The 20,209-nt window shown below is 53.3% G+C and carries 19 protein-coding genes; all 19 read right to left on the reverse strand.

The genetic code is table 11. The features are described from left to right. Window positions 1-5 precede the first annotated feature (5 nt). The gene (locus tag AC3WJN_RS00730) at window positions 6-305 is read right to left on the reverse strand and encodes a YlxQ family RNA-binding protein (protein ID WP_005834170.1); all 300 of its coding nucleotides are present in this window, start codon (window positions 303-305) and stop codon (window positions 6-8) included. Continuing rightward, on the reverse strand, window positions 302-592 hold the full coding sequence (gene rnpM, locus AC3WJN_RS00735) for an RNase P modulator RnpM (RefSeq protein WP_035317576.1): 291 nt from the start codon (window positions 590-592) through the stop codon (window positions 302-304). Before rnpM ends, AC3WJN_RS00730 begins: the two co-directional genes overlap by 4 nt. 2 nt (window positions 593-594) lie before the next feature. Beyond that, window positions 595-1,686: a transcription termination factor NusA gene (gene nusA / locus AC3WJN_RS00740; RefSeq protein ID WP_007786831.1), complete on the reverse strand. Its 1,092-nt coding sequence runs from the start codon at window positions 1,684-1,686 to the stop codon at window positions 595-597. A gap of 45 nt (window positions 1,687-1,731) precedes the next feature. After that, entirely contained in the window at window positions 1,732-2,190 is a 459-nt protein-coding gene (gene rimP / locus AC3WJN_RS00745; protein WP_005834175.1) for a ribosome maturation factor RimP, read from the reverse strand. A gap of 165 nt (window positions 2,191-2,355) precedes the next feature. Further along, complete coding sequence (locus AC3WJN_RS00750) at window positions 2,356-6,660, reverse strand: PolC-type DNA polymerase III (protein ID WP_007786829.1); 4,305 nt, start codon at window positions 6,658-6,660, stop codon at window positions 2,356-2,358. A 99-nt stretch (window positions 6,661-6,759) separates the two neighbouring features. Next, a complete protein-coding gene (locus tag AC3WJN_RS00755; RefSeq protein ID WP_141333627.1) occupies window positions 6,760-8,508 on the reverse strand; it encodes a proline--tRNA ligase in 1,749 nt (582 codons plus the stop codon). A 43-nt stretch (window positions 8,509-8,551) separates the two neighbouring features. Continuing rightward, on the reverse strand, window positions 8,552-9,634 hold the full coding sequence (ispG, locus tag AC3WJN_RS00760; protein WP_005834181.1) for a flavodoxin-dependent (E)-4-hydroxy-3-methylbut-2-enyl-diphosphate synthase: 1,083 nt from the start codon (window positions 9,632-9,634) through the stop codon (window positions 8,552-8,554). Between the two features lie 50 nt (window positions 9,635-9,684). Beyond that, window positions 9,685-10,956 (reverse strand): RIP metalloprotease RseP, encoded by a 1,272-nt coding sequence (rseP, locus tag AC3WJN_RS00765; RefSeq protein ID WP_005834183.1) that lies wholly within the window; start codon window positions 10,954-10,956, stop codon window positions 9,685-9,687. A gap of 42 nt (window positions 10,957-10,998) precedes the next feature. Then, on the reverse strand, window positions 10,999-12,147 hold the full coding sequence (locus AC3WJN_RS00770; RefSeq protein WP_005834185.1) for a 1-deoxy-D-xylulose-5-phosphate reductoisomerase: 1,149 nt from the start codon (window positions 12,145-12,147) through the stop codon (window positions 10,999-11,001). A 39-nt stretch (window positions 12,148-12,186) separates the two neighbouring features. Continuing rightward, complete coding sequence (locus AC3WJN_RS00775; RefSeq protein WP_007786826.1) at window positions 12,187-12,972, reverse strand: phosphatidate cytidylyltransferase; 786 nt, start codon at window positions 12,970-12,972, stop codon at window positions 12,187-12,189. A gap of 17 nt (window positions 12,973-12,989) precedes the next feature. Continuing rightward, window positions 12,990-13,760, reverse strand: coding sequence for an undecaprenyl pyrophosphate synthase (uppS, locus tag AC3WJN_RS00780; RefSeq protein ID WP_005834189.1), 771 nt, complete (start codon window positions 13,758-13,760; stop codon window positions 12,990-12,992). Between the two features lie 68 nt (window positions 13,761-13,828). After that, the gene (gene frr, locus AC3WJN_RS00785) at window positions 13,829-14,386 is read right to left on the reverse strand and encodes a ribosome recycling factor (protein ID WP_005834191.1); all 558 of its coding nucleotides are present in this window, start codon (window positions 14,384-14,386) and stop codon (window positions 13,829-13,831) included. 2 nt (window positions 14,387-14,388) lie between these two features. Then, a complete protein-coding gene (gene pyrH / locus AC3WJN_RS00790) occupies window positions 14,389-15,111 on the reverse strand; it encodes a UMP kinase (protein ID WP_005834193.1) in 723 nt (240 codons plus the stop codon). A gap of 157 nt (window positions 15,112-15,268) precedes the next feature. Then, a complete protein-coding gene (gene tsf, locus AC3WJN_RS00795) occupies window positions 15,269-16,156 on the reverse strand; it encodes a translation elongation factor Ts (RefSeq protein WP_005834195.1) in 888 nt (295 codons plus the stop codon). A 106-nt stretch (window positions 16,157-16,262) separates the two neighbouring features. After that, the gene (gene rpsB / locus AC3WJN_RS00800) at window positions 16,263-16,973 is read right to left on the reverse strand and encodes a 30S ribosomal protein S2 (protein ID WP_005834198.1); all 711 of its coding nucleotides are present in this window, start codon (window positions 16,971-16,973) and stop codon (window positions 16,263-16,265) included. A gap of 197 nt (window positions 16,974-17,170) precedes the next feature. Continuing rightward, complete coding sequence (locus AC3WJN_RS00805; protein ID WP_007786821.1) at window positions 17,171-17,827, reverse strand: hypothetical protein; 657 nt, start codon at window positions 17,825-17,827, stop codon at window positions 17,171-17,173. Then, window positions 17,820-18,338 (reverse strand): DUF6115 domain-containing protein, encoded by a 519-nt coding sequence (locus AC3WJN_RS00810; RefSeq protein WP_005834202.1) that lies wholly within the window; start codon window positions 18,336-18,338, stop codon window positions 17,820-17,822. The genes AC3WJN_RS00805 and AC3WJN_RS00810 overlap by 8 nt, the downstream gene beginning before the upstream one ends. Window positions 18,339-18,379: 41 nt before the next feature. Further along, complete coding sequence (locus tag AC3WJN_RS00815) at window positions 18,380-18,721, reverse strand: hypothetical protein (protein WP_005834204.1); 342 nt, start codon at window positions 18,719-18,721, stop codon at window positions 18,380-18,382. A 43-nt stretch (window positions 18,722-18,764) separates the two neighbouring features. After that, entirely contained in the window at window positions 18,765-20,180 is a 1,416-nt protein-coding gene (locus tag AC3WJN_RS00820) for a flagellar assembly protein A (RefSeq protein WP_005834206.1), read from the reverse strand. Between the last annotated feature and the right edge of the window lie 29 nt (window positions 20,181-20,209).

The following is a 20,209-nucleotide window of genomic DNA, read 5'->3' on the forward strand; positions in this document are numbered from 1 at the left end:
CTAAGTTAGGTGAGCAGACGCTGAATGCTTTCAGCCAACTTCCCATCGGTCACCGCCACGGTAACGCGCCCATCTTTTCCGATTGCGTGTCCCAATGAATATCGGTCGCCTGTGGTTACACATGAGACCCCGTAATAGGAACATTTATCCTTGACTTTTTTGGCCGTATTGTCAGATGCGTCCGATGCGAGCAAAACGAGACGGGCCTGGCCGTTGCGAACAGCCGTGATGACCAATTCCTCCCCGGTCACGATTTTGCGCGCGCGCATCGCAATGCCGAGCAACTGAGCTGCTTTAGGGATCATCGTCCCATCATCTCCAGCCATTTCTCACGAAAAGCATCGTACTTCTCTTCGGAGATGGACATGTTCAGGGCACGTTCCAGCACTTTTTTCCATTTTCCCGATGCGAACGCATCCGGCTTCAGACAGCTTTCCTGCCGACACACATAGGTACCGCGTCCCGCCGCCTTTCCCGTCAGGTCGATGGCAATCTCCTCAGCGGGCGTCCGGACTACGCGGATCAATTCCTTTTTCGGAAACATTCCTTGGCAAACAATGCATTTACGCAAAGGGATCTTTTTTTGCTTCATGACTATTCGTTGTCGACTCCTTCATCGCCCTCTACTTCTTTCGGATAGACGATGCCTTCTTGGTCTGCCTGGGACTCGCTCTTGATGTCGATCTTCCAGCCTGTCAGCTTGGCAGCGAGACGAGCGTTTTGTCCGCGTTTGCCAATCGCGAGCGACAACTGGTAATCCGGCACGATGACGCGGGTTACTTTTTCTGCGAGATTGACATCTACGTGCAGCACCTTGGCCGGGCTGAGCGCGTTTGCCACGTACTCGGCAGGATCTTCGGACCAACGAACAATGTCAATTTTTTCACCTTTCAGCTCCGTCACGATTGTCTGTACACGCATGCCTTTTGGCCCTACACATGCTCCTACAGGATCTACGTCCGGATTGATCGAATGGACAGCGATTTTGGAGCGATCGCCTGCTTCACGAGCAACGGACTTGATTTCAACCACACCATCGTAAATCTCTGGCACTTCCAGTTCAAAGAGGCGCTTCAAAAGACCCGGATGGGTACGGGAAACGACGATTTGCGGTCCCTTGGTGGTTTTTTCTACTTTAATGATGTATGCCTTCACCCGATCTTGTGACTTGAACTCCTCGGAAGGCATTTTCTCGGTGATCGGCATAACCGCTTCCGCTTTGCCCAGATCAATATAGTAATTGCGGGCGTCCATACGTTGAACAACCCCTGTGACGATATCATCCTCGCGCTCGATGAACTCGCTGTAAATGAGACCGCGCTCCGCTTCGCGAATGCGCTGGGTCACCACTTGCTTTGCCGTTTGCGCGGCAATGCGGCCGAAGTCGCGAGGCGTCACCTCGATTTCCACGATATCGTCCAGTCGGAAGTTCGGATCGATTTCTTGGGCAGCTTCCTGAGAAATCTCCAGACGCGGGTCCAAAACCTCTTCCACCACGTTTTTGCGTGCATACACGCGAACCATACCTGAATGACGATTTACATCCACCCGCACATTTTGGGCCGAGTTGAAGTTACGTTTGTATCCAGAGATAAGAGCCGCTTCGATGGCCTCGATCAGCACGTCTTTGGTGATGCCTTTCTCTCTCTCAATGGCTTCTAAAGCCTCGATAAAATCGCCGTTCATGACTTTCGTTGCCTCCTCCTTTACTTACCCACCGGCCGCTGGCATCTAAAAGACGATGGCCATGCGTGCCGTGTCAATTTGCTCCTGGGAAATCACGTACGTTTTTTTCGCTTCCTTAACAGTCAGCTTGCCGTCCTCGTACGATATCAGTTCGCCTTCGAACAGGCTTGCTCCTTCTATCGGCTCTTTGGTTGTAATGTGCACGTGCCTGCCGACAGCTTTGGTAAAATCCTTATCCTTGCGCAACGGACGCTCAGCACCCGGCGAAGATACTTCCAAAAAGTATGCAGTCGGAATCGGATCTACTTCGTCAAGTTTTTGACTCAGCTTCTCGCTGACAAGGCTGCAGTCATCGATGTCGATGTTGCCAGTTTCATTGTCGATAAACACGCGCAGAAACCAGTTGCTGCCTTCCTTTTTGTACTCGATGTCAACCAGTTCCAAACCCAATTCGTCAACAATGGGCGTGACCAGTTCGGTGACGATGCCCGTTACCTTGCTCAAGCAAGTACCTCCTTTACGTTTGAACCATGAGGTGCAGCCAGAAAGAAAGAGTGGGTTTCCCCACTCTCGATCTGTCGTGCGTATAAAACCAGTATTTCCAAAAAAATTATAGCATAACAGCCCTCCGCTGACAACCTTTGGATGCGGCTGCATCGCTTCGCTGCCCTAGAACAGCGACAACTGGTTCGATTCCGGCAGACCTTTCAGCGCGCCCTGCTCCTCCAAATACTCCAGAATCGTCTTGGAGATACGCGAGCGGGACAACAGGTCTTCCTTGGACAAAAACTCGCCTTCCTCCCGCGCCTGCACGATGCTGATCGCGGCGTTCGTCCCGAGACCTGGCAAGGCATTGAACGGCGCAATCAACGAGTCGCCTTTAATCAGGAAGCGGGTAGCGTCGGATTCATACAGGTCGACGTTGGCAAAACGGAAGCCGCGCTCCACCATCTCCAAAGCCATCTCCAGCACGGTGAGCAGCGCTTTTTCCTTCGGCTGTGCGTCGTGACCCTTGCCCTCGATTTCTTCGATTTTTTGCCGGATCGCTGCCGAGCCTTTAACCATCAGCGGGATGTCGAAGTCGTCGGCGCGCACGGTAAAGTACGTCGCGTAAAATTCGAGCGGGCGATGCACCTTGAAGTAGGCGATCCGCACGGCCATCATGACGTACGCGGTGGCGTGCGCTTTCGGGAACATGTATTTGATGCGCTGGCAAGACTGGATGTACCATTCCGGCACGTTGTTTTTGCGCATTTCTTCCTGATCCTCTTCCGGCACGCCTTTCCCTTTCCGCACCGACTCCATGATTTTGAAGGCGCGCGACGGCTCCAAACCTTTGTAGATCAAATAAACCATGATGTCGTCGCGACAACCGATTACTTCAGGCAGTTTACAAATGCCGTTGCGAATCAAGTCCTGCGCGTTGTTCAACCATACATCCGTACCGTGGGACAGACCGGAAATCTGCACAAGCTCGGCAAACGTCGTCGGCTTCGTATCCTCGAGCATCTGCCGAACGAACTTCGTTCCGAATTCGGGAATGCCGAGCGTGCCCATATTCGTCCCGATTTGCTCCGGCGTCACGCCCAACGCTTCCGTCGAGCTGAAGATAGACATCGTCTTTTTGTCGTCGAGCGGAATCGATTTCGGGTCCATGCCGGTCAAGTCCTGCAGCATACGAATGACGGTCGGGTCGTCGTGTCCGAGAATATCGAGTTTCAGCAAGTTGTCGTGAATCGAGTGGAAGTCGAAATGCGTCGTGCGCCACTCGGACTCGCTGTCGTCTGCCGGGAACTGGATCGGACAAAAGTCTTCAATTTCCATGTAGTCCGGAACAACAATAATCCCGCCCGGGTGCTGTCCCGTCGTTCGTTTTACCCCTGTGCAGCCGTTGACGATCCGCGAAATTTCCGCATTGCGCAGCGTCAGTCCGCGCTCGTCGGCGTACTTTCTGACGTAGCCGTACGCTGTCTTTTCCGCGACGGTGCCGATCGTCCCCGCACGGTACACGTAGTCCTCGCCGAAAAGCTCCTGCGTGTACTTGTGCGCCCGCGGCTGGTAGTCACCGGAGAAGTTCAAGTCAATATCGGGAACCTTGTCCCCTTTGAAGCCGAGGAACGTCTCGAACGGAATGTCCTGCCCGTCCTTGGCGTAGTTGGTGCCGCACTGCGGGCATTCCTTGTCGGGCAAGTCGAAGCCGGAGGCAATCGAGCCGTCCGTAATAAACTCGCTGTGCTTGCAATTCGGGCAGCGATAGTGCGGCGGCAACGGATTGACCTCGGTAATCTCCGCCATCGTCGCGACGAAGGAAGAACCGACCGATCCACGCGAGCCGACCAGGTATCCATCCTGCAGCGACTTCGTTACCAGCCGCTGCGAGATCAAGTAAATGACGCCGAAGCCGTGCGTGATAATACTGTTCAGTTCTTTTTCCAGCCGCTTTTCCACCAGCTCCGGCAACGGATCGCCGTACAGCAGCTTTGCCTTGTTGTAGCACATTTCGCGCAACTCGTCGTCTGCGCCCGGGATGACCGGGGTGTACAGCTTGTCCGGAATCGGGCTGACGTCTTCGATCATGTCCGCAATCGCATTCGTATTTGTCACGACGATTTCTTTGGCCAGCTCTTCGCCAAGGTAGGAAAACGACTCCAGCATTTCATCTGTCGTGCGCAAATACAGCGGCGGCTGATTCCCGGCAGTCGGGTCGCCTTTTGACAACAGGAACACATCGCGGAAAATCTCATCCTGCGGGTTCAGAAAATGAACATCCCCTGTCGCGACGACGAGCTTGCCCATTTCCTTGCCCATTTCCACGATCATCTTATGGTAGCCCTTCATCGTCTCTAGCGACGGAATTTCTTCATTGCGAAGCAGTGGCGAGTAATGGTCAAGCGGCTGAATTTCCAGAAAATCGTAAAAAGCAGCGACTTCCTTCAACTCTTCAGACGATTTCCCGCGCAGGATCGACTGCATCAGCTCGCCTTCCTTGCATGCGGTTCCAATCAGCAAGCCTTCGCGGAATTTGGTCAACTGACTGCGCTGAATGCGCGGCCAACGGAAAAACGTCTCCACATGCGAACGGCTGACGAGCTTGTACAAATTTTTCAGCCCCGCCTTGTTTTTCACGAGAATCGTCGCATGGAAAGGACGGCCGCTCTTGTAGTCGGCTTCTTCGTTGCTCTTCTCGTTCAACTCGGCCAGCGTCTTGATTTGCGCTTCCTTGATGTCTTTGAGCATTTGCTGGAACACGTGGGCGAGCGCAACTGTATCGTCCAACGCCCGGTGGGCATTAATCAGCTCGACATTGAACTTTTTGGCGAGCGAGCCCAAGCGGTAGTTGCGCATTCCTTTGTACATCATCCGCGCCAGAGGCAGCGTGTCCAGAAACGGGTTGTTCCACGGCTCCATGCCGATCCGCTTCGCGCAAGCATTGATGAACGCCTTGTCGAACTCCGCGTTGTGCGCGACGAGCACGGCATCTCCGGTAAACTCCTTGAACTTGCGCAGCACGACATCGAGCGTGTCTTTGCCGCGGAGCATGTCGTTCGTAATCCCGGTAATTTCTGTCGTCTTCGGGCCGATCTCCAACTGCGGGTCAATCAGCTCGGTCCACTGGTCGATGATCTCTGCCCCTTTCATCTTCACGGCAGCAATTTCGATAATCGTATGCTCGGCGGCATTCAGACCTGTCGTCTCCGTATCGAAGACAACATATTCGGTCGTCTCGTCGATCGGCAAGTTGTTGTCGGCGTTCAGGTTGTAAACGATGTCGATGCCGTCCTCAACGACATACGCCTCCATGCCGAGGATGCACTTCATGTTGTGCTTCTTGGCAATCGAGTACGCCTCTGGGAACGCCTGCACCACTCCATGGTCGGTGATAGCAATTGCCTTGTGCCCCCATTTCGACGCGGTCGAGATCAGCGACTTGACGGAAGCTACCGCATCCAGCGCGCTCATCGGAGTATGGCAATGCAGCTCGACGCGCTTTTCCTCGGCCTGATCCCGGCGAATGACCTGTTCGATCTGGTTCAGGTCGTTGGCGTTCATCACCAGCTCGCGGATAAAGGTGTCATGCTGCACGCTGCCGCGCACCTTGACCCACATGCCGTCCTTGAGCGCCTCCAGCATCTTGACGTCCTCCTTGTCGCGGGAGAACATCTTCACGGTCAGGGAGTCTGTGTAGTCGGACACGTTGAAGGTCAACAGATGACGTCCGCTACGCAGCTCTTTGACCTCGACGTTGAAAACCGTACCTTGAATCACGACGCGGCGCTCTTCTTCCTGAATCTCGCAGATCGGAATCGGCGCGTCCTTGATTTCGTAGCCCATCATCAAGGTCGTGATGGCTTCTGTCTTTTCCGAGCCTTTGCTTTCCTGGGCAGCGGCTGTCATGACGACTTCGACCAGCGCGCGCTCTTCCTCGTTGCGCTGCTCGACAAACGCCTGATAAGCCTCATCGCTTTCTTCGCCGTGGAAGGAAAAGCGCATGGAGCAATCCGTCGCCTTTTGAAAAGCGGCTAAGAGCTCGTTGTCCGCCCGTTTGCGCTTCGCGACTTCGACGGTCATCTCTGTCGGTAAGTACACCTTCACTTCCTGCTGCTCGACCTGCTTTCTGGCAGAGCGTAGCGTGACGGCCAGCGAATTGAGCGTCGGCTCTAAGCTTGCGACCAGCGCATCCCAATACTCCTCTACCACGAGGCCTAGCTCTGGTTTTTGCTTGTAGCGGAATCTGGCATCGACTTTTGCCAGGTGGGAAAAGGTTTGCGTCAGGCGCTTCGTGAACGCTGCATAGGCTTCTACGGGCAGCAGCTTGGGCAAGGTAAAATGAAAGACCCATTCCTTGTTTTGCTTGTAAAGCTCAAGCTTGTCAATCTGTCCGTCAAGAAAATAGCGGTTGACCCATTCGTCAGGCACTTCCATTTGCTTGAGCAGCAGAGAGAAGCGCTGTTTTTGCTCTTGTGTACGGTCCACGGTATTCCACCCTCCCAAAAACAAGAAAAAGAGGTACTCCCATTGTGTCCAGGGGAGTACCCCGTAAAATTCGACAAAATCTTCCTTCAATCCTGCTAGTTACTCGTTGCCGAACAGGGCTGCCCCGGTATGGTCTACACGAGCAAGCATCGTTTTCACTTCAGATACGAGGTCCTCCAGCTTCACGTTCACGGTTTCCCCGTTTTTGCGGACGCGAACTTCGACGGTGCCCTCTTGCGCCGCTTTGTCCGATACGGTAATGCGCAGCGGCAGGCCGATCAAATCAGCATCCTTGAACTTCACGCCAGCACGCTCCGGGCGGTCGTCGAACAAAACTTCCACGCCCGCTTTTTGCAAAGCTTCGGTAATTTGTTCGCTGATTTGGCGTTGCTCCTCTACTTTAACATTGACCGGGATCACATGTACATGGAAAGGAGCGACAGCTACAGGCCAAATGATGCCATTCTCATCGTTGTTTTGTTCAATGACAGCAGCGATCGTCCGCGATACGCCGATCCCGTAGCAGCCCATAATCATCGGCTGGCTGCGGCCGTTCTCATCCAGGTACGTTGCTCCCATCGCTGTCGAGTACTTCGTTCCGAGCTTGAACACATGGCCGACTTCCACCCCGCGCGCAAACTTGATCGCGCCGCCTGTACGCGGGCACTCATCGCCTTCTGTGATGTTGCGCAAATCAGCAAAACGGGAAACGGCAAAATCACGGCCTGGCACAACATGAGTCAGATGGTAGTCGGTTTCGTTTGCGCCAACGATGCCGTCATACACATCCTGGACGTAGTTGTCCGCGATGATTTCCACTTTTTCGCCATCCAAGCCGACAGGGCCAACGAATCCGGCAGGCGCCCCTGTCACGGAAACGATATCCGCTTCGGATGCCAAACCGACGATTGTCGCATCGTACAAGTTTTTCAGCTTCACTTCATTCAGCTCGTGGTCACCGCGCACAAGCACCATTACCAGCTTGTCATCGACGCGGTAGAGGAGGCTCTTGATGATTTGCTTCGCTTCGATGTTCAGGAACTGGACGAGCTGGTCGATGGTCTTGATCCCCGGCGTATGTACTTTTTCGCGGGCTGGCGCTTCTTCCGTCGGCTTCGCGGATGGCTTGTACACGACTTCCGCTTTTTCCAGGTTGGCTGCAAAATCGCCTTCTTCGGAGTAGGCAATCGTGTCTTCGCCGATGTCACACAAGGCCATAAACTCGTACGTGCCTTTTCCGCCAATCGCGCCTGCGTCCGCTTCTACTGCGCGGAAATTCAGGCCGACACGGGTGAAAATGTTCGTGTAGGCGTCGTACATCGCCTGGAAGTTGCGATCCAGTCCTTCCTGGGTCGTATCAAACGAATACGCGTCCTTCATGATAAACTCGCGGCAACGGATCAAGCCGAAGCGCGGACGCACTTCATCGCGAAACTTCGTCTGGATTTGGTACAGGTTGATCGGGAGCTTTTTGTACGAGTTGATCTCGTCGCGAACCAGGCTGGTGATGACTTCTTCGTGAGTCGGTCCGAGCGCAAAGGAGCGGTCGTGACGGTCGCGCAAACGCACAAGCTCTGGGCCGTACACATCCCAGCGGCCTGTCTGATGCCACAGCTCAGCAGGCTGCATGGCAGGCATCAACAGCTCCTGGGCCCCTGCCTTGTTCATCTCTTCACGCACAATGGCCTGGATTTTATGCAGGGTACGAAGCGCCAATGGCAGGTACGTATAAATCCCGGAAGCCAGTTGGCGGGCCATACCGGCGCGGAGAAGCAGCTTATGGCTGGCAATCTCCGCATCCGCAGGCACTTCCCGCAAGGTAGGAATCAACATTTGACTTTGCTTCAACACGTGCGTGTCCTCCTTATGCCTCGTCAGCAATCAACGACGATCAGCCTACCTCGGTAGGTTTTTTCTCGTTGACCATTTCGTTAATTTCTTTCATCAGCTCTTCAAACAGTTCGTTTTCTTTCACTTTCCGAACAATGACACCATTGCGGAAAATCAGCCCTTCGCCGTTGCCGCCCGCAACGCCGACATCCGCTTCGCGCGCTTCGCCCGGCCCGTTTACGGCGCAGCCCATGACAGCTACTTTCAGCGGAACTTTCAAAGTGGAGATCGCGTCCTCAACCTTTGTCGCCAGTCCGATCAAGTCGATCGCACAACGGCCGCAGGACGGGCACGCGATGACGACCGGATCGTTGTTGACGATATCGAGGCTGCGCAAAATTTGCTTCGCCACCTTGATTTCCTCCACCGGGTCGGCCGTCAGCGATACGCGGATCGTGTCGCCGATACCCATCGACAGCACGGTCCCGATCCCGACGGAAGACTTGATCGCGCCGGAAAACTGCGTACCTGCCTCCGTCACCCCTACGTGCAGCGGGTAGTTGCGCTTTTGCGCCATCAGCGAATACGTTTGGATCATCGTCGGCACGTCGGAAGATTTCAGGGAGATGACGATATTATCGTAATTCAAGTCTTCCAAAATTTCCACGTGGTCTACTGCGCTCTCGACAATCGCTTCCGGCGAAGGATAGCCGTACTTCTCCAGCAGCCTTCTTTCCACGGAGCCGGAGTTTACCCCGATGCGGATCGGTACATTGCGCTCGCGGCAAGCTTCGACCACGCGTTTTGTTTTTTCCTTGGAACCGATGTTTCCGGGGTTGATCCGGATTTTGTCGATGCCGCTCTCAAGAGCGATCAGTGCCAGCCTGTGGTCGAAATGGATGTCCGCAACGAGCGGCAGCGGGGAACGCTCCTTGATTTTTTTGATGGCGCGGGCTGCGTCTTCATTGATGACGGCCAGGCGGACAATTTGGCAACCGGCATCATGAAGTCTTTGAATCTCGGCCAGTGTCTTCTCTACATCACGCGTGTCTGCTGTCGTCATCGATTGAATTACTACGCTTTTTTGGCCACCAATTTGCACGCCTCCCACAAAAACCGGTTTCGTCTCCTCGCGCTTGTACATTTTGCACCATCCTTTAATTTTGTCTGTTTTCTACTCATCATGATAGTACGTTATTGAAAGAACAACCGTTGCAGATCGTTCCAGGTTACAACCAAAATTAACAGCATCAAAAAGGCGAAGCCGAGAAAATGCACCATGCCTTCTTTGTGCGGATCAACCGGACGCCCGCGCAGCGCTTCTACCGCGAGAAATGCCAGTCGACCGCCGTCCAGGGCCGGAAGCGGCAGCAAATTGAACAGCCCCAGGTTGATCGAGAGGGCGGCTGCCCACTTCATCAAAATCGCCATGCCTTGCTGGGCGAACTCTCCGGTCATTTTGAAGATGCCCACCGGACCGCTCAGGTCGTTAAGCCCTACAGAGCCGGTAAAGAGCATCCCTAAGCTTTTCAAAATCATCGCCGTGAACTCATAAGTCGAGGAAGCGCCGTACTTCAACACTTCTCCCGGGGCATACGTCAATGGGTTCGTCACCATGATTTTGCCCACGTTATTTTCGTCTTTTGCGACCTTGACCAAAACCGAGTTGCGCTGTCCATTGCGCTCGTACTCAAACTTCATTTCTTTACCCGGCGACGTACTGATAATCTGGACGATTTCTTTCCAGGAAGCCACAGGCTGTCCCTGAATGGAAATAATTTTGTCCCCTTGCATCAAGCCCGCCTCGGCCGCCGGGCCGTTTGCTCTGACCTCGCCCAAATACGGGATGTCTTTTGGCACCCCATACAAAAGCCCGATCGCGATGAACAGGACAAACGCCAGCAGGAAGTTGGCAAAAGGCCCGGCAAAAATGGCCCAGAAGCGCTGCGAGATCGTCTTGCCTTTAAACTGCCTGTTCAAAGGCGCGATTTGCACCTCTTGTCCATCTTTAACCAGTTGCGCCTGGGGATGAACGGAAAACTGGCGCTCTTCCCCGCCCACATCCAGCACGATATGCAAATCTTTTTCCAAGTCAAAGCGAACAACCGTACCTGTAATCGCCCGAGGGGAAGCGCTCCCCGGTCCATCCAGCAAAAAATGGGTTACCTTTCCTAACGCATCCCGCTCCAGGCTTACTTCCATGTGCGGCTTCAACATATCCATCTCGGGGTCTTCGCCCGCCATGCGGACCATACCTCCAATAGGTAAGAGGCGAAGAGTGTATTCCGTTTCTCCCCGCTTCACGCGAAAAATTTTTGGCCCCATTCCCAGCGCAAATTCGCGGCACAGAATCCCTGCTTTTTTTGCCAAAAGAAAGTGTCCGAGCTCGTGCACGAAAACGAGCGCACCAAAAACGACGACGATCGCGAGAATTGATTCAACGGAATCCATGTTGGGAAAAGGCAAGTGAACAGCCACCTTTCGTTGGAGTGTCTAGATCCAGTTTTGTTATACGGACGCAAGCGCATGCGTGCGCGCCCACCGATCAGCTTCAAAAATCTCTTCCAGTTCAGGATTATGCACGCCCTTATGAGCCTCGCACGTCTGTCTGACGACCTTTTCGATGTCGAGGAAGGCAATCGCCCCCTTGAGGAAAAGATCGACAGCCACTTCATTGGCTGCATTCAGGACAGCGGTGTACGTGCCTCCCGCTTTCCCGCACTCATATGCCAATTGTAGCAGAGGATAGCGTTCAAAATCCATGGCAGCAAAATGAAGCGAGCCGATTTTGACCAGATCAAGAGGTTCCGTAGTCAGATTTTTTCTGCCGGGATAGCTCATGGCGTACTGGATCGGCACTTTCATATCCGGCGTGCCCAGTTGCGCCATCACGGCCCGGTCTTTGTATTCTACCATAGAGTGAATGATACTTTCATAATGCAGCACGCAGTCGATTTGTTCGTACGGCAAATCAAACAACCAGTGGGCCTCGATCACCTCGAAGCCTTTGTTCATCATCGTAGCCGAGTCAATGGTGATTTTTGCGCCCATGCTCCAGTTCGGGTGCGCCAATGCCTGCTCTTTTGTCACCTTCTGCAGCTCTTGGCGGCTCAAATGGCGAAAAGAACCGCCTGATGCCGTCAAAATGACCCGCGCCACATCTTCTGCCCGCTCTCCCTGCAGACATTGAAAAACAGCGGAATGCTCGCTGTCAACCGGGATGATCGCCACGCCCTTTTCCTTCGCCCGCTTCATCACGACGGGTCCTGCGCTCACCAGCGTTTCCTTGTTCGCAAGCCCGATCGTTTTTCCTGCCTCGATCGCCGCGAGTGTAGGAGCGACCCCTACACTGCCAACGACAGCGGTCATGACCATGCTGGCGGCTTCATGGCGGGCAACCAACTCAAGCCCTTCTGAACCGCAGACAATCTCGGGCTTGTATCCGCTCCCCAGTCGTTCGCGAAGCCGGGCAGCCGCCTGCTCGTTCCCCACCGAAACAAGCTCAGGCCGAAACGTTTCGACCTGCTGGGCGAGCAGCTCCACATTCGTCCCTGCTGCCATGGCGACGACAGAAAACTCTTCGGGATGCTGTTCCACGACTTCCAGCGTGCTTGTTCCAATCGAGCCGGTTGAACCCAAGAGCGCTATTTTTTTCACTGATTTCACCCTCTATATCTCTTCTATATGCACCAGGTTTCAGACGATACCTAGCAGATGCAAAACCGGAAAGACAAGCAAAAAACTGTCGAAACGATCCAGCACGCCGCCGTGTCCGGGAATGAGCTGTCCTGAATCTTTTACGTGAAAATGTCGTTTGAACGCCGACTCTACCAGGTCGCCCAACTGCCCGACGACACCGGCGACCAGCGCGATGACGAGCGCCTTGTCAAATGGCAAGCTGCCGAAGCTTGCATTGATGACGATGACGACCAAAATAGCCGCTGCCAAGCCGCCCAGCGCACCCTCGACCGTTTTGTTGGGACTGATTTCCGGCCACAGCTTGCGCTTGCCGATCGCTTTCCCGACAAAATAGGCCCCCGAATCCGTCGACCAGATCGCTGCGATCACCAGCGCGGTGAGCATCAGTCCGTCGGGGAGGTTGCGGGCTGCGGCCATGTATGTAAAACCGAAGCCTATGTATAACGCCCCCACCAGCGTAAGGGCGACGTGTTCAATGTGAAACTGATTTTTCCGCAAAACGGAGTAAATCAACAAAAGCAGGATGACAGGCAGCAACAGATCCGGCATACTGATGCGAAGCCATTCCGAAAACGCGAGCGACGGCCAGAGCAAGCTGACCACGAGCGCGTAGCCGAGTATTCCTGCCACATGGAATGGCTGAATGCCAGCCATCCGCATAAATTCAAAATGGCCTATGACGGCCAGCAAAAACACCAATAGTGAGTACCAGGCTCCACCTAGGTAGATAAAAAAGAGAAAAGCCGCTCCACCAATCAGGCCTGTTATGATTCGTTGCTTCAACTGATTCCACCTCTCGGCTATACCGCCCCGTAGCGACGAGCTCGGCCTTGGTATTCCACAATCGCTTGAAAAAAGTGTTCACGGGTAAAATCAGGCCAGAGCACATCCGTAAACCACAATTCTGTGTAAGCCAACTGCCAAAGCATAAAGTTACTCAAGCGAATTTCTCCACTGGTGCGAATCAAGAGGTCAGGGTCCGGAATGTCGCTTGTATAAAGATAACGGGAAATCGCTTCTTCATCCAGTTCTCCCGGATCGAGCTCCCCCGCTTTTACTTTCTGTGCCAACACGGAAAACGCTTTGACGATTTCGTCGCGGCCTCCGTAATTCAAGGCAAAACACAATTGAAGACCTTGATTTCCTTGGGTGCGCTCCTCTGCTTCATGCAGAGCCTTCAACGTATGCGACGGCAGCTCTTCCTTGCTGCCGAGCATGCGGATGCGCACGTCGCGTTCGATCAATTCATCCAATTCTGTCGACAAAAATTCCTGCGGAAGCTTCATGAGAAAATCGACTTCGTCGCGTGGTCGCTTCCAGTTTTCTGTAGAAAAAGCGTACATGGTCATGTAACGCACGCCGATCTCGTCAGCAGCCTTTACGACTTCCTTTACCGTTTTCATGCCTGCTCGATGCCCGGCGACCCGGGGTAAATTGCGCATATTGGCCCAACGACCGTTGCCGTCCATAATCACCGCGACATGCTGCGGGATTTTTCCGGAACGATCCAACTCGGCTGGTACCGATTGTTTTTCCTTGCGGCTCCATTTGCGCGCCAGATGTTCTAACATAAAGTGTTCCCCCGTAATGAGAGATATAGACGTACATCCCCCTCAAATGAGGGGGATCGCCCTAAAAATTATACTTCCAAGATGTCTTTTTCTTTGTCCTTCACGATCTTGTCGACTTCTGCGATGAACTTGTCGGTCGTTTTTTGGATCGTTTCCTGATGGCGACGGGATTCATCCTCGGAAATGGTCGCAGCCTTTTCCAGCTTTTTGATCTCGTCATTCGCATCGCGGCGAATATTGCGGATGGCGACTTTCGCTTCCTCTCCGCCTTTTGACGCCAGCTTCACGAGCTCTTTGCGGCGCTCTTCGGTAAGCGGCGGGATGACCAGGCGGATGATAACCCCATCATTGGATGGAGAAATGCCCAGGTCAGACTGTTGCAGCGCACGGTCAATTTCTTTCAGCGCAGTTTTGTCCCACGGCTGGATCGTCAGCATGCGCGGCTCAGGAACGCTGATGTTCGCGAGCTGGCTGATCGGTGTTGGCGTACCGTAGTAGTCCACCATCACGCGGTCCAGCATCGCAGGGTTGGCACGGCCTGCACGGAGGCTGGACAAGTCTTTTTTCAAAGCGAGGATCGCTTTATTCATACGATCTTCCATGTCTTTTAGCACTGTTTGTGGCATGATTATTCCCCCTTCACTAGAGTACCGATTTTATCGCCCATTACTGCCCGGCGAATATTGCCTTCTTCGGAAATGTTAAACACGATGAGTGGGATGCTGTTATCCATGCACAAGCTCGATGCGGTCGAATCCATAACACCCAGCCCTTTGTTGAGGACTTCCAGGAACGTCAGCTTGTCGTACTTTTGCGCATTCGGATCCAGGCTCGGGTCAGCGGAATAGACCCCATCGACCTTGTTTTTCGCCATCAAAATGACCTCTGCTTCGATTTCAGCAGCACGCAGGGCAGCCGTCGTATCTGTAGAAAAATAAGGGTTACCCGTTCCGGCAGCGAAAATGACCACGCGCATTTTCTCCAGGTGGCGAATGGCGCGTCGGCGTATGTATGGCTCCGCCACTTGTCGCATCTCAATCGAGGTTTGGACACGAGTCGGGACGTTCACTTTTTCCAACCCATCCTGCAAGGCGAGTGAGTTCATAATCGTGGCCAACATCCCCATGTAGTCAGCAGTAGCCCGATCCATTCCTTTGGAGCTTCCGGAAAGTCCGCGCCAGATGTTACCTCCACCGACGACTACGGCGACTTGTACTCCCAATTCTACGATTTCTTTGATCTGGTTCGCTACGGAGAAGATCACCTTCGGGTCGATTCCGTACCCGAGGTCCCCCGCCAGTGCTTCCCCACTCAACTTTAACACAACCCGTTTATAGGCAGGAAGTGGCATGTGAAACGGCCTCCATTCATGAATCATTCTCTGTGCCTCGTCTGCATTCCTTCTGAAAAGCTTCGGACACATTGCTTTTTACGTGCAGGAGAGTTTCACATGTCGTGAAACTCTCGCTTTGAAAATAGGGAACACGAAGGTGTTCCCTATACCTTTATTACTGCTTATTCACTTGAGCCATTACTTCGGCTGCGAAGTCTTCTTGCTTCTTCTCGATCCCTTCGCCTACTTGGAAGCGAGCGAATTCTTTCAAGGAAGCGCCTGCTTCTTTCAACAGAGCAGATACTTTCTTGTCTGGGTCTTTTACGAATGGTTGCTCAACCAGTACGTATTCTTCGAAGAATTTGGAGAGGCGGCCTTCCACCATTTTCTCTACGATGTTAGCAGGCTTGCCTTCAGCCAGTGCTTGGTTTTTCAGAACTTCGCGCTCGCGATCGATTTCGTCTTGGGAAACCTCTTCACGGTTAGCGAAACGAGGGTTGGAAGCAGCAGCGTGCATACCCAGGTCTCTCGCCAATGTTTCGTTTTGCGTGCCTTCGAGTGTTACCAGCACGCCGATTTTACCACCCATGTGCAGGTAAGTACCGAATATGCCGTTGTCGGATTTCTCGGATACAGCGAAACGACGGAAGGAGATGTTTTCTCCGATAGTCGCGATTTTTTCGTTGATAACTTGTGCCAGAGTGTCGCCAGCACCTTTGAACGGTTGCTCCAGCGCTTCCTCTACAGTTGCAGGGCGTTGGGATACAACGTGCTCAGCGATGTCTTTCACGAGTGTTTGGAACTCAGGGTTTTTCGCAACGAAGTCTGTTTCGCAGTTTACTTCCACAACTGCTGCTACGTTACCAGCAACCGCTGTAGCTGTCAAACCTTCTGCTGCGATACGGCCGGATTTTTTCGCCGCTTTTGCGATACCGCGCTCGCGGAGCAGGTCAATCGCTTTTTCCATGTCGCCCGCTGTTTCTTCCAGCGCGCGTTTGCAATCCATCATACCTGCGCCTGTACGCTCGCGCAGTTCTTTAACCGCTTGTGCACTAATTGCCATTGAGTGAAACCTCCTTGGAAAGTTACAATCTACAAATGCCTTTTGAAGAAAAAAAAAGGATGGACGGGGGCTCTGACACCCTCAGTCCACCCTTTTACACACTTGCTTACGCAGTTGTTGTGGCTTGTTGCTCTGTTCCTTGGTTGCCTTCCAAGAGAGCGTCTGCCATTTTTGCAGTGAGCAGTTTCACAGCGCGAATTGCGTCATCGTTACCTGGGATCACGTAGTCGATCTCATCTGGATCGCAGTTAGTATCTACGATTGCAACGATTGGGATACCCAATTTGCGAGCTTCTGCTACAGCGATGCGCTCTTTACGAGGATCGATGACAAACAGAGCGTCTGGCAATTTATCCATGTGAGCGATACCGCCGAGGAATTTTTCCAGGCGATCCATTTCTTTGCGCAGAACGATAACTTCTTTCTTAGGCAATACTTCGAAAGTACCATCGTTTTCCATGCGTTTCAGCTCAGCGAGGCGAGCTGTACGTTTTTTGATGGTTGTGAAGTTTGTCAGGGTACCACCCAACCAGCGTTGGTTGATGTAGTAGTGACCTGTACGTTCAGCTTCTTCTTTTACGGATTCTTGTGCTTGTTTCTTCGTACCAACGAAGAGCACTTTTCCGCCGTCTTGAGCGAGTTCACGTACGAAGTTGTACGCTTCCTCAACTTTTTTCACGGTTTTTTGCAGGTCGATAATGTAGATTCCGTTACGTTCGGTGAAGATATAGCGAGCCATTTTCGGGTTCCAACGACGAGTTTGGTGACCGAAGTGTACACCAGCCTCGAGCAGTTGTTTCATCGAAATTACTGCCATATTTCACACCTCCTTCAAAAAGTGGTTTTTTTGATGCCTACCTCCGCCTCACCGCATGTTCCAAGCAATTCTGCCAAAGTGGCAGCACCATTGCCGGAATTGGTGGACGTGCGATTTCAACACCGTAAATGAATATATCATATGGGTGTTTCAATTGCAACAAACGAATTCCATTATTTTTGCAAAAAAATACCGCCTTATTTTTTCGGCGGCGTGGTGATGAGCTTGGCAATCTCCGCCTCCGAGACAGGCACCGAAACCTGATACGTCCCTACCCGGATGCGGTTCAGCTTGTCCATGGAGCGCAACTCTTCCACAAACTTGTTGTTTTTAGGCAATATCCCTTCCTTGACGAGCGTCGCGGCAACTCCCTCCGCCGTCGCTTTGTACGGCACTGTAAAGGAGACGGTTTTCTTCGCTGCGGGAGACGCGACAGCAGGCGGCTGTGGAGCGGCAGTTGCGGCTGGTGCTGTCGCCGGCGTGGTGCTCTGGCTCGCCGTCTCAGCGGCAGGAGCAGGCTGTGCGGCACTCTCCACGCTTGGCGGTGTCGCTTCGCTCGTCACTGGCGCTTTCGGCTGGACTGTCGCCGGGGGCTTCGTCTGCTGCACTTCAGGCGCTGCCGGCGCCTTCGGGGCGCTCGGTGCAGGCTGGACGTTGACCTTTTTTTCTTCCTGCCATTGCTTGTATTCCTCTGGCGTGAGTACGACCATTTGCAATTCGGTCGCCGCCTGCTTGATTTCTTCCTCGGTAAGTGCTGCCGGTGGCGCTTCGCTTTTCGGTGCGACCAGACCGATGATCGAAGCAGCCACGAGCAAGCCTGCGCCAAATCCGAATAACAGCTCGCGTTTACGCATCGGCAAAACCTCGCTCGTTCCTTTGCGCCAGCGCGAAAATGAGGTCGATTTCCCCGCGGCCTGCGCCCAGCCGCTTGGCGATCTCGTCAGGAGAGAGCCCTTCCCGGCTCAACTCGAACACGCGCCGATAGCGCTCGCGCAAAGCCAGCATATCGACATCCTCCGCCTCAGGTTGCGCGCCATTCGCTTGCCCCTGCTCGGCGGAGGCGGCCACTTGCGCATGGGCAGCTCTTTCGTTCCATTGCTGCTCCAGTTGCTCGACCCGCTTTTTCAACAGATCGATTTCGTGAAGCAAATCAGCCCTTGTTTCTTGCCATTCGGCAGAAAGAAGGGCGGTTTCCTGCTTGAACTGCTTGCTTAACCGTTGCAGGCTTTTTTCAGTTTCTGCCTTGTCTGTCAGTCGCTGTGTCGGTATGGCGGCAGCATCATCCGGCGTCTTTCTTTGCAGGAAAAAAGCAAGCAGCATGATGATGATTCCCGCTCCAATCAAGATGAGATACACTTGGTCCATGTTGGCCACCTTTGCTTCTGGCTTGTCTTACTTTGTTCCTTTTATAAGGAAATATCAATAAAGCGCCCGCGCATGGGATCTCGCATGGAGACAGAGGAAGGGGAGCTGTGCTCTTTTGCTGCGGCATTCTTTGCTTCGGCAGATGCGCTGTGCGCTGGGTCCTCCTGCTTCTGCTGCTGTCCCTGCTCCCTCTCGCGAATCTGATTTTTTTGCGTTTCATCGACGTTCGCCGGACGCTGGCGCATGTGCGCGTCCAAATCTTTGCGCTGATCGATCATCGACTGTGTTTCATGCATGGACCGTTGTAGCTGGTGCTCCTGAATCCGGCTGACCTCTAACGTGCGTGGCAGCGCCACTTGCAATTCAACCGCTTTCAAACTCATACAGCTCAACTCCCTTCCTCGCCTGCGGAATCAAACTCGGCTTTTAGATGAGGGTTGCGGTACTGATTTCCCCATCGAGGACGATAAAGCGCGTCCGGGCGTACTCATGCTTGATAAAATGCACGAGCTTGCCGAATGTCAGCTTGATCCCCGGATACATAACTTGGTACACCTCTACGGCGGCGGGGCCTTCGCCTTTTAGCTCGATTTCCAGCTCCTTTTTCCGGGCTTCAAGCTCCTTGCATTCCTTTTCCAAAACCAGTCGCGTATTGGTCAGCTTGATTTGCATGATCCGCTTTTCGGTTGTAAGCTCCTTGCCTGAGTGCAAAATTTGATTGAGCACACCCAGGCCCTGATCCGTTTTGCGTAAATTTTCATACACATTCTGCAAATCTTTTTGAATGTTGGCCAGTTCCTGGCGCAGCTCCGGCTTCACGCCTACCTCCAAAACGGTAGGGGTTGCGCTGTTGTTGCCGAACACCCGGGCGGCAATTTTTTCTCCCGCCTGCAGGACGCCCCCGATAATAATGCCTTTCGGGCCTTTGCAAATGATTTGCTTTCCTGCCCGCACGGTGGAAAACATGATGCTCTGCGACACGATCACCTGATGGCCCGCCGTCACATTCGCATTTTGGATAAACGACGTGCGGATGTCCTTCCCTGCGACGATCATGCCTTTGTCCTGCGCCACGATGCCGCTTTTAATCTCAATCGATCCGTCCGCGTATAGCTCGGCTCCCTCTACGCTTCCTAACACGCGGATATCGCCAGATGCCTTGACCCGAAATCCGTTCAATACGTTCCCGCGAATGACCACCGTTCCCACGAAATCAATGTTGCCAACCCCAAAATCGACATCCCCATTCACTTCAAAAACGGGAAAGACGTTCAGTTTGTCCTGGTCGGTAAAGGAAACTTGTCCATCAATGGCAGCGTAAAGCATCGTACGCTCCTGGTTGTGCACGACATTTTTGCCGGGCTTGATGTTGATTTCCTTGCCTGCTTTGGGAGCGATGGGCTCTCCGGTAACTGCTGTCCCCGGGGTTCCAGGGGTAGCTGGAATTTTGCGGGCTAAGAGCTGTCCTTTTACTACATTCGGTATGCTGGTTATATTATAAAAATCGACTCGGCCATCTTCCAGTTCTTTTGGCCCTTCCTCATCGGAAACAGTTGCCAAATACGGATACTCGATAAAAGCATCGGTTCCGTCAACTGGAGCGACTCCGCGCGCAATCGTGACGCGGGCGTTTGCATACTTCGCAGGGATTGCACACAGCTCCTGCACAACTTCTTCGAGGATGCCCGCCTTCACTTTGCTCGTTTGCAGCGCGTTGTAGACGTCCGATTCCTTGAGCACGATGCTTTCGAGGTCTTCTTCCCCGACTTTCAGAAAGATTTCTGCCTCTAGTTTATCTGCTGAGATTTTTACCTCTAGTCTATAATTCCCGATCCCTTCCATACATTCTACCCCTCTCAAGCTTGGGTACA

This window comes from Brevibacillus sp. FW306-2-1A-C05A (genome assembly GCF_058781555.1).

Bases quoted from the DNA above. Each gene is read 5' to 3' on its own strand.
- AC3WJN_RS00730 (WP_005834170.1), bottom strand. From the start codon at position 305: ATGATCCCTAAAGCAGCTCAGTTGCTCGGCATTGCGATGCGCGCGCGC.
- rnpM (WP_035317576.1), bottom strand. From the start codon at position 592: ATGAAGCAAAAAAAGATCCCTTTGCGTAAATGCATTGTTTGCCAAGGA.
- nusA (WP_007786831.1), bottom strand. From the start codon at position 1,686: ATGAACGGCGATTTTATCGAGGCTTTAGAAGCCATTGAGAGAGAGAAA.
- ispG (WP_005834181.1), bottom strand. From the start codon at position 9,634: ATGTACAAGCGCGAGGAGACGAAACCGGTTTTTGTGGGAGGCGTGCAA.
- uppS (WP_005834189.1), bottom strand. From the start codon at position 13,760: ATGTTAGAACATCTGGCGCGCAAATGGAGCCGCAAGGAAAAACAATCG.
- frr (WP_005834191.1), bottom strand. From the start codon at position 14,386: ATGCCACAAACAGTGCTAAAAGACATGGAAGATCGTATGAATAAAGCG.
- pyrH (WP_005834193.1), bottom strand. From the start codon at position 15,111: ATGCCACTTCCTGCCTATAAACGGGTTGTGTTAAAGTTGAGTGGGGAA.
- tsf (WP_005834195.1), bottom strand. From the start codon at position 16,156: ATGGCAATTAGTGCACAAGCGGTTAAAGAACTGCGCGAGCGTACAGGC.
- rpsB (WP_005834198.1), bottom strand. From the start codon at position 16,973: ATGGCAGTAATTTCGATGAAACAACTGCTCGAGGCTGGTGTACACTTC.
- AC3WJN_RS00805 (WP_007786821.1), bottom strand. From the start codon at position 17,827: ATGCGTAAACGCGAGCTGTTATTCGGATTTGGCGCAGGCTTGCTCGTG.
- AC3WJN_RS00810 (WP_005834202.1), bottom strand. From the start codon at position 18,338: ATGGACCAAGTGTATCTCATCTTGATTGGAGCGGGAATCATCATCATG.
- AC3WJN_RS00815 (WP_005834204.1), bottom strand. From the start codon at position 18,721: ATGAGTTTGAAAGCGGTTGAATTGCAAGTGGCGCTGCCACGCACGTTA.
- AC3WJN_RS00820 (WP_005834206.1), bottom strand. From the start codon at position 20,180: ATGGAAGGGATCGGGAATTATAGACTAGAGGTAAAAATCTCAGCAGAT.